The sequence below is a fragment of the Amycolatopsis stemonae genome (assembly GCF_054781455.1).
Genome location: NZ_BAAGUJ010000019.1, coordinates 19,646 through 31,098 on the forward strand (window position 1 = coordinate 19,646; position 11,453 = coordinate 31,098).

Sequence of the window (11,453 nt, forward strand, 5' to 3'; positions counted from 1 at the left end):
TCAAGGGTTCAGCCGTTCGAGTGACGACCGGACCCTATGAAGTTTTTCGGTGATCGATCCACCGTCTCATCATGTGGACGGCAACTCACGTCCATCGCGCCCGAATTCGCCGCAAGCGCGGCGATTGGCGGGGTTTTGTCAGAGCCGTTTCCAGGCTGTGGACGCCGAAGTGGTTCAGGCTGCACGGCCGGCGAGTCCGAAGTCTCATCGTGAGCCACGTTCTTGCCGCACGTCCCCGGCACCGGTCGCACGGCCCGCGAGGTGGTCCAGCAAGCCGTACGCCGCGGCCAGGGTTTCCGGCAGCCGGTGCAGCCGGACGTCTGCGTGGGCGGTGGCCAGCTGCGGGTCACGGGAGAACCGATCCGCGATCCGGCGGCGTGCGTGCCGGATGCGACGGCTCGTACCGGCGTCCCGCTCGGCGAGCACCACCGCGGCGGACCGGCCCAACGCGGCTGTGGTTTCCCCGCCGTCGAAGACGCCGCGCAGCACGTCGGCAACCAGGGCCATCGCCATCGGCCGGGACCAGCCGGTCACCTGCGACAGGTCGAGTCCGATCACCAGCAGCACCAATGTCTCCGGCACGCCGCGGTCAGCCCGCGCGGATCGCTGGTACACCTCGCCCATCCTGGTCCGCAGGTACGACTCCGTGGCCAGACCGCTGGACGATTCCGTCGTCGCGTGGCCGCAGGCCCCGCTCGCGACGTCGGCCCAGCCGATCGCGGCGGCGCGGAGCATCGGGAAGGGCGCCGCGTGAGGGTCCGCCGAGACCAGCCCGTCGGAGTCGGACTCGCGGTCCAGGACCGCGTGGAGCGCGGCAACGTCGTAGAGCGTCTCGTCCAGCCCGGCGCCCGTCTGCGCTCGCGATCCGCCAAGCAGGGTCAACGCCGTGGTCAGGTCGCCGTCGAACAGCGCCGCGCCGCACACGGTGTCCACCTCGGATACCGCCCAGTCGCTCGGATACCGCCACCCGCTGGTGATACTCGCTATCCGCCAGCGGTTGCGCAGTCTCAGCACGGCTCCCTCGGTCCCGCCGACGTGATCTCGGTCGCCCACTGGCTCCGCCCCTCCAGGCCGTCACAGTTCGTGACAACGTGCCTCGTCCACGCGTTGGTGTCGATGGTGGGACCGGACGGGGCGCCGGCCGTGACGCGGTGCGGTCGCCGGGCCCGCCGGATGAGCTAACCCACCCGGGCTATGCGTCTCGAACTGGTGACGGACCCGAGCCGGGCTCAACAGCCGGTAGCCGCCGGCGGCTCCGGGCTGTCGGGAAGGCTCGCGGCGGGTTCGGCGTCGAGCGCACCGGTGGCGGGATGCGGCCAGGGCACGCGGATCTCCGCGATGAGGGTGTCGAAAATCGGGGTGGCCGAGCCGGCCGCCGGATCGTTCATCGACGGTTCCGTCGGGTCGCGGCCCCGCTCGGCGGGCGGCGCTCGATGCCGGGCCCGGAGACGCCGCCGGTCCGGCGCGCACGCCGCGGGTCACGATCGATCGCGTCCACGGCCGCTCGGCAGGTCACGCAGACGGCGACGTGCGCGGCGACCAGTTCGGCACGACGCTCCGGGAGCTCGCCCCTGAGCCACGAGCCGAGGTGAGGTCGCGACTCGGCACAGGACCGCTCCCCTGTCTTGGGCAACTGCTGGGCTTGGAGGTAGGCCTGCCGCAACCCTTCGCGGGCCCGGCTGAGCAGCGCGGCGACCCCATTGGGCGAGACCCCCAGCACGGGGGCCAGCTCGGCCGTCGTGTGCCCTTCGGCGACGGTGCTCCACAACACCATCCGCCACCGGACCGGCAGGGTGTGGAACGCCGACCTGACCAGCTCATCGGTCGAGCGCCGCAGGACCAGGTCGTCGGCACCGGCGGCGCTCGCGTTCTCCGGGACCACCGCACGGGGCTCGGTCCGGAATCGGTGCCGGCTCCACCGGGCAGCCAGGTTGCGCATCGTCACGACGAGGTACGGACGGAGGTTCTCGCGCGGCCCGCCTCCGGCGCGAAGCACCGCGAGGACGCAGGTGAACGCCTCCGCCACCAGGTCGTCGAGTTCGGCCGGCTGGGCGGCCCAGCCCACGGCGACCCGGCGCAGGGCCCCGGCGTGCCGGCGGAAGAGCAGTTCACCCGCTCGGGCGTCTCCCCGGCGGAACTCGGCGATCAGCCGAGCGTCCGAAGGGCCGCCATCGTCCACCGCATCCGCCATCGCGTTCTCCGATTCACCCGACACCGGGCACTCTCCGTGATAAGCCGGGACCAAAAGTAACAGATACAGTGACGTAGCCCCTACCTGCTCCCCGGTAGGGTCCCTGCCGTGACGTCCCCTTCAGCGCCCGCGGGCCCCGGCGACGGCCGCGCCGCCCGCTGGGCGGGGCAGCGTGAACGCCGGCGTCGCGAGTTCATCGACGCCGCGCTGCGGGCGATCGCCGAGCACGGCCCCGACGTGTCCACGGGGCACATCGCGGACGCGGCGGGCGTGGCTCGTCCTCAGCTGTACAAACACTTCGACGACGCCGGCGACCTGAAGCGGGCGATCGCCGACCGCGCGACCGAACTCATCACCACCGCGCTGCAGCCGATTTGGGAACCGCAGGGGAGCGCCCTTCAGATGATCGCCGTCGCGGTCGACGCGCACACCGGCTGGCTCGCCGAACACGGCAACCTCTACCGCTACCTGACCCGGCATTCCCAGATCGGGCGGACCGAGGGCCAGGACGCCGTCGCCGACGTCAAAACCGTCATCGCCCGCCAGCTGACCCAGGTGTTCGAGTTCTACTTGACCGCGTTCCGGCTGGACGCGCGCATCGCCGATGTCATTTCCTTCGGGGTCGTCGGTCTGGTGGACTCCTGCGCCGCGCAATGGCTCGAAAGCCCGCGGGGCATCACGCGGGCCCAGCTCACCGATCTGCTCACCCGCTGGATCTGGCGCATTCTCGACGACTCGCTCCGCGCCGGCGGGATCGAGCTCGACCCGCACCAGCCGTTGCCGTCCCCGCCCCGGGAGCCGCCGGCCTCCCGGGTGTGACCCTCACCGGCGGGAGCGCTGGGTCAGCCGGCGCGCCAGCGAGGTGGGGACCGGTTCGGTCGGGGTGAGGGAATCGGTGCCGTAGACCGACTCGGCGACCGAGCGCTTGAGGACACGGCATCGACGCAGGACATCCGGTGGGAACCCGCCACCTTCGGGCCGCGCCGGCGGGCCGTCGTCCGTACCCGAAAGGCGCCAGCCCGAGCCGAGGTCGATCAGGCTGCGGTGCTTGGGGGTGTAGTAGCCGCGGGAGACGCTCACGGCCAGACCGTTCGCGCCGCCGGCGGCCGCGAGCAGGTGCATGTGGTACCGGCTGGAAATCCAGGACTGCCCCGGCGCCACGGGCAGGCCGTGCCGCCAGACGTCGCGGAACGGGTGGAACTCGGCACCGTCGAGTTCGGCTTCCAGGAGGGCCGGGACGGTGCGGTCCACCCGCGGGATGCCTTCGACGACCGCCAGCCGCCGCGGATCGACGTCCCAGGCCCGCAGGACGTCCAGCAGCCGGGTGGCCAGCACGTCCGGTGCGGCGGCGCCGATGTCGGACTGCACGCACACCACGAACTCCCGCGGCTCCCGGCCGGGCATCGGTGCGGGCAGCTCGAGAAAGACGTCGTCGCACGTGCACGCACCCCGGTTCAGCAGGTCCGCCGACGGGGCGTCGCGCGCGTCGGCCACATCGAACTCGTCGGACAGCGACCGGAAAAGTCCGGCCGCGCCGTGCAGGACCGGCACGAGGCCCTGGCCGGTCATGGCGGTGCGGGCGCCGGACCGCCGGGCGGCGGCGGCAACTCCGGCGACCAGCCCGAGGTGCCGGGGCCACAACGCGTTCAGGTAGCCGCCGCCGATCAGGTGCAACACGTCGGTCCGGCCGAGCAGCTCGATGCCGGCGTCCCACCTCGGCGCGAGCCCGGGGTCGCCCACGGCCGCCCGCACCCAGTCCACCACGTCCGCCGGCTCGTCCGACGGTGCTTCCGCGCACAGCCGCCACAAGGTGTCCGTGCACCGCAGCCGGGGATGCAGCTCGCCGAGCAGCAGCTGGGCGGGCCCGGGGGAATGGGTGTCGAGCCAGACGTCGGCGTCGGGTTCGGTCCTGGCCAGGTGGCGCAGCCACGTCGCGGCGATCAGCTCGTCGCCGAAGTTGGGGTAGCCGCTGGGCCCGACGAGGTAGAGCACGCGGCGCGCGCCGCTCGGCAGGGCCGAATTGGCCGGCCGGAACCAGCCGACCCCGTTGCCCAACGTCACTGCGTGACGCTGATCTGCGTGTCCAACGCCTGATCGCCCTGCGCCTTTTCGTTGCCGGACGCGTCCTGCGCGACCCGGTCCTTGCCGACGCCGAGCCCTTCGAGGGCCGAGGCGATCGCCTCGGCGCGTTTCTCGGACAGCGTCTTCGCCTTGTCCGCGTCGGGGTAACCCGCGTGGGTGGCGACGCTGATCTTCACCTGGTTTCCCTGCAGCGCCTTGGCGATCTCGCCGAGCGCCTGCGACGCCTGCGCGGTCAGCTCGGCCTTCTCCGGCGTGAACGTGATCGGCGACTGCTGCAGCGCCTGCGCGATCGACGCGGTCACCTGCTGGGCCGCGTCTCCGGCGCCCTGGCCGGGCGAATTCGGCGCGCCGGCGCCCGACGACGGGGCCGTGCCGCCGGACGAGCTGAGGTCCGGGCCGGACGAGGCCGTACTGCCCGTGCCGCCTGAGCCGCACGCGGTGACCGAGCACGCCACGATGGCCATTCCCGCCGCCGTTCGGGCAATTGTGCTGCGCATGAAGGTAAACTCCCTTTACTTTTCGCTTCGCGTCGGCTGATGCCAGGGATACGAACACGCCGGGACCGCGGCGGCAACCACGAACGAAAGCCACAACGGCGCAATCGGACGCCACCGATATCTCCGGCGGCGACGCCCCCACCAGGAAAACCTCGCACCCGCAACGGGTCCTGCCCATGACTCGGCCGGCAACCGGAGATCCACCCACGTGAGGGATCGTCGCGGTTCTCGTCCCCGTCGAACGCGAGATGAACAACACCCGGCTACCGCGGAAAAGCGCGACAGCATAGCTTCGACGGCACCGATCACCTACCACCGGCCACACCCTTCACCCTGCCAACGGGTTCAAGTTGCGCACCGACGCCGACCAACTTTGATGGAGCGCGCCAACCACGCCAAAAACTCGAGGAGTTCCCATGGGCATCGACTTCGACGATCTCAAGAACGTCGCCAACGGCGACAACGTCGACCAGGCCGCCGAGTTCGCGAAATCCCGATTCGGCGATCACGCCGACAAGATCGACGAAGTCGCCGACCGGGCAAAGAGCTTTCTCGGCAACGAATCCCGCGACGAGCAACCGAGCGGGCATCGAGACGGCGACAGCACGGCAGACGACGACTCCGGCCGGCCCCAAGGCGGCGATTACGGTCGCCACGCCGCCGCCGACAGCATTTCGTCCTCGGAAGAGGAATACGAAACCGACACCGACCGCGGCTACGGCGGTTGAGTCACCGCCGGCGGACTGTTCGGACGCCATACCGCATACGCCGCGTCAGCCGGCTTACCCCCCGGGCGGGGGGTTGTGGCGCGTCGCGCCCAGGACCGACCCGAGAAACATGTCACCCTCGGTCACATGCTTCACGATCCCCGCACCCGGAAAGCGGAACCCTTCAATGAGTTCCAGCGAAACCTCGACGAGCTGATCCGCCAGACAGCCGCGGCCCGCCGGCAAGGCCGCAGCCCGAACGACGCCACACTCGACCTCCTGCAGGTGTTGCACCGTCGAGACCACGCCTGGGCAGTGGTCCACCTGGCCTTCGCGGTCGCCGCTCTCGCGCACCACCGAACGTTCGCCGACGCCGCAAGCACTCCCGCCGCGTCGGAACGGATTCAAGCAAAGTACTGACTGCCGGCGCACTGATCGCCTGGCTGCACGTGGGCTCGGAGGTCGAAGAGAGCACTGCGCGATGACAGCACCGACGTCACACGTCCGCGACTGCCACCCTGCCGTCGATTCCGGTGATCGCGAGCGCTCGACGCACGACCGGTGACGGCAGGATGCGCATCGCGATGCCGCGCGAGGCGCACCGCCTGTCAAGCCGAAGAAGCGCGTGGAGGAGCGCGATGCCGCAGAAGGTCACCTCGGCCATATCGACCAGCAGTACGTCCCCGGAAGCCCAGGCCGCCTCACCGAAGGCAGCGCCGACCTCGGCTCGATTGCTCCCGTCGAACTCGCCGCTCAGTACCACCTGTCCGGGCTGGACTTCGATCGTCGCCCTCGCCACCGGCGCTGTGCAGTCCGTCCACTCGGACGGGCCATTCTCGAGCATGAGAATCCCTCCGGATGAGTCGCTGGCCGTCACCGGACGACATCGACCGTCTGTGGCCTTGGTGCCCAGGCTGGTCAGGGGTGAAACAGCCGTCCGGGACCGGGTGAGCGGCCGGGCTCAGGTCGGGTTCCCGGTGTGCTGCGCGCCCAGCTGTGAACGCAACGTGCTCAGGTCGCAGTACGCCCGCGGCGGCAGCCCGAAGCGGCGGCGGAACTCGTTGGTGAAGTGCGACGCGCTGGGGTAACCGACGGCCCGCGACACCGACACCACGGTGCCGTTGCCGCGCACCAGCAGGTCCCGCGCCGTGGTCAGCCGCATTTCCTTGACGAACTGGTAGGGCGACTTCCCGGTGGACTGCCTGAACAGGGCGGTCAGCGCGGAGGGGCTCATCGCCACCTGCTCCGCCATGTCGGTGACGGTCAGCGGCTCGGCCAGGTTCTCCTGGATGAACCTGACGACCCGCGCGACCGGATCGTGGTTCTGCTGCGCCGCGGCGATTTCCAGCAGCCGCTCGTACTGCTCGGCCTGCAGCACGCGGTAGACCATCTCCTGCAGGTACGCCGGCGCCAGGATCCGCCGGTCCGGCCCGGTGGACAGCGCCCGCAGGAACCGGATGACCGAACTCATCAGCTCGGAGTCCAGCGCCGAGACGAACGCCTTCGACGCGTCCGGCGGACCGTCGACGAGCATTTCCGCGCGCCGCTGTTCGAGCATTTCCACCGACACCCGCCGGACCACGGCGGGGTCGATCTGCAGCACGAACGAGAGGAAGGGCTTGGTGACACTGGCCTCGAGGATCTCGGCCTGGAAGTGCAGGTGGCTGTTCAGCACCAGGTAGTTGAACGGGTCGTACCGGTAGGGCTGCCCGTCCACGGTCACGCACTCCCGCTTTTGTCGATGATCGAACTCGGCATCGGCGAGCACCAGCTGACCCGCAAACTCGACCAGTTCCCACCGGGTGCTCCCTGGGACGCCGACCAGGCCCGCAGGTGGGACGCGGAATCGCTCGGCAGCTGGATCGACCACCACGTGAAGACGACGGCCTCGGCGAAGATCGTCCGGCTCGCGGCGAACTCGATCCTCTGCACCGACGCGGCCGAGGTTTCCTACCTCTGCTTCCTGGAGTGCCTGCGCCAGGGCGGCGGCGTCGAGAAAATGCTGGGTGTCGAGGGCGGGGCGCAACAGGACAAGGTCGTCGGTGGCGCCTGGTCGGTGGCCAAGGCCATGGCGGACGAACTCGGCGACGCCGTCCAGCTGGATTCACCGGTAGCCGCGGTCGAGCAGACCGAGGAGGGCGCGCGAGTCCGCACGCAGCGTGCGTCGTACTCGTGCCGGCATGTCATCGTCACGACGCCGCCCTCGATCGCGAACCGCATCACCTTCACTCCCGCGCTGCCGGCGCGCAGGGCCGCGTTGCAGCAGCGCATGCCGATGGGTTCGGTGATCAAATTGCACGTGGCGTACCCGACACCGTTCTGGCGGACGCGGGGCCTCAGCGGCGCAGCGATGAGCACCGAACGCGCGTTGGGCCTGGTCTTCGACCAGACCCTCGCCGACGACGGCGTCGGCGTCCTCGTCGGGCTGATCGAAGGCAGTCACGCCGTCGAGTACAGGGACCTGGACACGGGACGAGCGGGCGGAAGGCGGCTACGCAGCGCACATGCCACCGCGGGTCGTCACCGGGTACGGCGACGCCATCCGTGAGCCCGTGGGCCGGATCCACTGGGCCGGCACCGAGACCGCCACCCGCTACATCGGCTACTTCGAAGGCGCCCTGGAATCGGGCGTCCGCGCGGCATGAGAAGTCATCAACGCCGGCTGACCCGACAGCAGAGGTGAAACCATGAAATTCACGAACTTCGACGACGGCTTCCGCTTCGAGCTGGCGAACCGCGAGTTCGCGCGCATCTCGATGTCCCTGATCGCCGCTCGGGCGAAAGAGCATGACCTGGGTCCGTTCTTCGCCGGCTATGCCCGCTTGGAAGATTTCAACGCACCAAGGTACGGAGCCGCCGCCGGACGCATGGGCATCGACTTCACGGCGAAGGCGACGACCCGGGCACGGGGGTGGCTCACCGGACACACACCCCTCCCGCTTCTCCGGGAGTTGCTCCGAATCGCCTACCCCAGAACCGTCGAGTACACCGAGGACCTTCGAGGACTCAGCGCCGCAGGACCTTCGACGGAGCGGAGCTTCCTCGATTACCTGGTCCGGCAGGAGGACCTGCAGGTTCGCATGATGCACGCGGCGCTGATCGGCAAGCCCGTCGAGGCCGGCACGATGGTCGACGACTTCATCGCCTCGGAAAGATGACCCGCTCGTCCCGGAGCCCCACCATAAGATCGGGAAACAGGCGTCTATCGTCCTCAGCGCAGAAACAAATCCCCAGATCACCGAACCAGCCTCAACCGCAACCCAGGCCCCGCACCCTCCGCCTTCAGCTGCCTACTCGCTCCTGCCTCCATCCGGATGGCCGCTCGTCCTCAGTCCCGGCTTACTCACAACTGCCGAATAGTTCCAGAAAGGCGCCGTAGGAGAAAGCCAGCGACGGGTCGAAGGTCGCCGCCAACGCCACCGGGGCCGGCATAGCGGTCGCGGTCCCGCGCAGCCGCACACCGGCCGGGCCGTCGGTCGACCGCAACTCGGGGATGCCGAGCCTCGGCACGCCCGGGATGTAGCCCGCTGCACCGAGGTCCCGTGGATCTGTCGAGCCGTGGACGAACGAAAGCTCCTCGTCAAGCGTCATTCATTCGCGCGACACGATCGTCCACATGCCACCGTGGCGGGCTCGCCGCCGCGGCCGTGCTGCCCGCGACGAGGGCGACCAGCTAACCCCGAGCCGGGTCGGCGATTTTGAACAGCGCGCGGATCGCGCGGCTTTTGAGGGCGCCACGGAGAGCGGCGGCGCGTCCGATCTGATTGGGAGGAACGGTTTCGCGGGCCAGGCGGGGGAACAGCTTCGCGGCGTTGCCGTGGTCGATGGCGGCGCTGATGGTGGCTCCGAAGGGTGCGTTCCGGAGGTGTTCTTCCAGGCCGGAGGCAAAGTAGTGCACCGCCATGTCGGGGGCGAAGGGCCAGTCGCTGCCGAAAAGGATGCGTTCGGGCTGGGCGAAGGCGAGCAGAGCGGGCAGTGCGGTGGGGCTGGCTGAGAGCGCGGTATCGAAGTAGAAGGTGCGCAGGTCGGTGAGGGTGTCGCGGATGCTGAGGCCGTCGTTGGCCATGCCCATGGCCATCCGGTGTGCCGCGTAGGGCACGAAGCCGCCGGCGTGGGAAAGCACGAAGCGGATGTTGGGGTAGCGGCGGACGACGCCGTTGCGGACCAGCAGGTAGGCGGCGCGGGTGGTGTCGAGCAGGAAGTCGGCGGCGAAGGGGACGACGCCCGGCACGGCGGGTCCGGGTAGCTCGGCGGGGTGAACGAAGGCCACGGCGTTGCGTTCGTCGAGAGCGGCGAAGAGCTTGTCCTGGCCCTCTGCGCCGAGGTAGGTGCCGAGGGAATTGGCCAGCAGGACGACGCCGTCGGCATGCAGGGTGTCGAGGGCGTGCACGGCTTCGGCGGTGGCGGCGTCAACGTCAGGCATCGGGATGGTCGCGAAGTGCCCGAACCGGGCGGGGTTTCGCTCGACCAGTTCCGCGCCGTACTCGTTGACCTCGCGGGCGAGTTTGGAACCGGCGCGGGAGTCAGACAGGAACGTGGTGCCAGGTGCGGACACGGAGAGCACACCGGTGGCGATTCCGGTTTCGTCCATCAGCGCCAGGGCGCTCTCGGGACTCCAGTCCGGGAGTGCGCGGCCGCCGACCTCGGTGATGCCGGCCGCTACGAGGGCGTCGCGGTAGGGCGGCGGAACGAGGTGCTGGTGGACGTCGATTCGGGCGGTCATCGCTTCTCCGGTGGGTAGGTTCGGTGCGGTCAGGGTGCGTAAGCGCGGACCATGAACGGCATTCTTACTGTATTGCTCACTACGGAAACACGCCGGTTATGTCGCTGACCAGCCGGTCGTGGTGGTCTCAGCCACCGAGGACCTGGGCGAGGCGGGGCAGCTCACGCAGGGCGTTCTGCCGTTCGATCTGCAGGCGGCCCTCCGTAGTGAAGGTCGTGTCCAGTTCGGGTTGCGGGTCACCGGAACCGCTGAGCGTGAGCGCGGAAAACGGCCAGTCGCTGCCGAAGACGATGCGCGATTGGATACCGGCAGCGAGAACGCTGCGCATGGCTGTCGGGGCGGGGCTCAGCGCCGTGTCGTAGTAGAAGGTTTTGACCAGGTTCGCGATGTCGACGGCGGACGGGCGGGGCGCGCCAGGCGGCAGGAGGTCGGCGAAGCCGGTCTTGGCGAGGATTCCGATGCGGTGGGTCAGAAACGGCAGGGTGCCGCCGGCGTGGGCGAGCTGGAAACGGATGTTCGGGTAGCGCTTGCGGGTGCCGGTGAACATCATGAGCGTGGCGGCTCGTGTGGTGTCGAAGGTGAACTCGTAGAGGAAGTCCGGTAGCGGAAGTTCGGGTTTGTTGTCGGCGGGCAAGGCTGCCGGGTGTACGAATACGTAGGCCTTGTGCTTGTTCAGCGCGGCCATCAGCGCCTCGAACCGCGGGTCGCCGAGGTAGATTCCGTCGTAGGCGGACAGCAGCACGACGCCGTCGAGCTTCAGCGCGTTGAGTGCGTACTCCAGTTCCGCGATCGATGCGGCGACGTCGGGCATGGGCAGGACGGCGAACCCGCCGAACCGGGCGGGATGGGCTTTGAACAGGTTCGCCGCGTAGGTGTTGCAGTACCGGGCCATGTCACGCGCTTCCTTGCCGCTGAGAAAGGAGACGCCTGGGTCCGAAATGGAGAGTGCTTGCGCGGCGATGCCGTAGCGGCCCATGAATTCCAGCGCGGCTTCCGGCGACCACTGCGGCGTCGGGTATCCGCCGATCGTCAGGTAGCCGTACGACAGCAGCGCGGCGCGGTACTCCGGCGGCAGGAAGTGGGCGTGCAGGTCGATGCGGTAGGTCCCGGAGGGCGCGCTCGCCGCACGCGCGGTGGCGGGCACCGTGCCGAGCAGGCCGGCGCCGGCCAGCGCAGCTGTGGCGCCGACCGCACGGCGACGCGAGATTTTCCCGTTCATCGAGGGCTTCCTCCTGATGCGTGGTGGGAGGGGT

14 protein-coding genes and 1 pseudogene are annotated in these 11,453 nt (G+C 69.5%); 5 read left to right on the forward strand and 10 right to left on the reverse strand.

Annotated features, from left to right (window positions below):
• Positions 1–204: 204 nt before the first annotated feature.
• The 3 genes from ACYVLJ_RS41640 to ACYVLJ_RS41650 all read right to left on the reverse strand — a co-directional run bounded on the left by ACYVLJ_RS41640 (position 205) and on the right by ACYVLJ_RS41650 (position 2,191).
• A complete protein-coding gene (locus ACYVLJ_RS41640; protein WP_460442835.1) occupies positions 205–933 on the reverse strand; it encodes a GGDEF domain-containing protein in 729 nt (242 codons plus the stop codon).
• Between the two features lie 296 nt (positions 934–1,229).
• Positions 1,230–1,388, reverse strand: a complete 159-nt coding sequence (locus tag ACYVLJ_RS41645; RefSeq protein ID WP_460442836.1) for a hypothetical protein — start codon at positions 1,386–1,388, stop codon at positions 1,230–1,232.
• Complete coding sequence (locus ACYVLJ_RS41650) at positions 1,385–2,191, reverse strand: sigma-70 family RNA polymerase sigma factor (protein WP_460442837.1); 807 nt, start codon at positions 2,189–2,191, stop codon at positions 1,385–1,387. Before ACYVLJ_RS41650 ends, ACYVLJ_RS41645 begins: the two co-directional genes overlap by 4 nt.
• Positions 2,192–2,299: 108 nt before the next feature.
• Between ACYVLJ_RS41650 and ACYVLJ_RS41655 the strand changes: the two genes are divergently transcribed.
• On the forward strand, positions 2,300–3,010 hold the full coding sequence (locus ACYVLJ_RS41655) for a TetR/AcrR family transcriptional regulator (RefSeq protein WP_460442838.1): 711 nt from the start codon (positions 2,300–2,302) through the stop codon (positions 3,008–3,010).
• Positions 3,011–3,013: 3 nt separating this feature from the next.
• Here ACYVLJ_RS41655 and ACYVLJ_RS41660 read toward each other — a convergent pair whose 3' ends face one another.
• Both ACYVLJ_RS41660 and ACYVLJ_RS41665 read right to left on the reverse strand, forming a co-directional pair.
• Positions 3,014–4,252, reverse strand: coding sequence for a polysaccharide pyruvyl transferase family protein (locus ACYVLJ_RS41660; RefSeq protein WP_460442839.1), 1,239 nt, complete (start codon positions 4,250–4,252; stop codon positions 3,014–3,016).
• On the reverse strand, positions 4,249–4,770 hold the full coding sequence (locus tag ACYVLJ_RS41665) for an OmpA family protein (protein WP_460442840.1): 522 nt from the start codon (positions 4,768–4,770) through the stop codon (positions 4,249–4,251). The genes ACYVLJ_RS41660 and ACYVLJ_RS41665 overlap by 4 nt, the downstream gene beginning before the upstream one ends.
• A 416-nt stretch (positions 4,771–5,186) precedes the next feature.
• Here ACYVLJ_RS41665 and ACYVLJ_RS41670 point away from each other — a divergent pair, with 416 nt between their 5' ends.
• Together ACYVLJ_RS41670 and ACYVLJ_RS41675 are read left to right on the forward strand one after the other, a co-directional pair.
• Positions 5,187–5,498, forward strand: coding sequence for an Rv0909 family putative TA system antitoxin (locus ACYVLJ_RS41670; RefSeq protein ID WP_460442841.1), 312 nt, complete (start codon positions 5,187–5,189; stop codon positions 5,496–5,498).
• 126 nt (positions 5,499–5,624) lie between these two features.
• Positions 5,625–5,897: a hypothetical protein gene (locus ACYVLJ_RS41675; protein ID WP_460442842.1), complete on the forward strand. Its 273-nt coding sequence runs from the start codon at positions 5,625–5,627 to the stop codon at positions 5,895–5,897.
• Positions 5,898–5,973: 76 nt separating this feature from the next.
• Here ACYVLJ_RS41675 and ACYVLJ_RS41680 read toward each other — a convergent pair whose 3' ends face one another.
• Positions 5,974–6,321 carry an STAS domain-containing protein gene (locus tag ACYVLJ_RS41680; protein ID WP_460442843.1) on the reverse strand — a complete coding sequence of 116 codons (348 nt, stop codon included), beginning with the start codon at positions 6,319–6,321 and terminating at the stop codon, positions 5,974–5,976.
• Between the two features lie 117 nt (positions 6,322–6,438).
• Positions 6,439–7,200: an AraC family transcriptional regulator gene (locus ACYVLJ_RS41685; RefSeq protein WP_460442844.1), complete on the reverse strand. Its 762-nt coding sequence runs from the start codon at positions 7,198–7,200 to the stop codon at positions 6,439–6,441.
• An 18-nt stretch (positions 7,201–7,218) separates the two neighbouring features.
• Between ACYVLJ_RS41685 and ACYVLJ_RS41690 the strand changes: the two are divergent.
• Positions 7,219–8,122 (forward strand): annotated as a pseudogene (locus tag ACYVLJ_RS41690) (flavin monoamine oxidase family protein).
• Between the two features lie 42 nt (positions 8,123–8,164).
• Complete coding sequence (locus tag ACYVLJ_RS41695) at positions 8,165–8,635, forward strand: hypothetical protein (RefSeq protein WP_460442845.1); 471 nt, start codon at positions 8,165–8,167, stop codon at positions 8,633–8,635.
• Between the two features lie 181 nt (positions 8,636–8,816).
• Here the strand turns inward: ACYVLJ_RS41695 and ACYVLJ_RS41700 are convergent, their stop codons facing one another.
• The 3 genes from ACYVLJ_RS41700 to ACYVLJ_RS41710 all read right to left on the reverse strand — a co-directional run bounded on the left by ACYVLJ_RS41700 (position 8,817) and on the right by ACYVLJ_RS41710 (position 11,419).
• Complete coding sequence (locus ACYVLJ_RS41700; RefSeq protein WP_460442846.1) at positions 8,817–9,068, reverse strand: hypothetical protein; 252 nt, start codon at positions 9,066–9,068, stop codon at positions 8,817–8,819.
• Positions 9,069–9,150: 82 nt separating this feature from the next.
• A complete protein-coding gene (locus ACYVLJ_RS41705; protein WP_460442847.1) occupies positions 9,151–10,200 on the reverse strand; it encodes an amidohydrolase family protein in 1,050 nt (349 codons plus the stop codon).
• A 127-nt stretch (positions 10,201–10,327) separates the two neighbouring features.
• Complete coding sequence (locus ACYVLJ_RS41710) at positions 10,328–11,419, reverse strand: amidohydrolase family protein (protein WP_460442848.1); 1,092 nt, start codon at positions 11,417–11,419, stop codon at positions 10,328–10,330.
• Positions 11,420–11,453 lie beyond the last annotated feature (34 nt).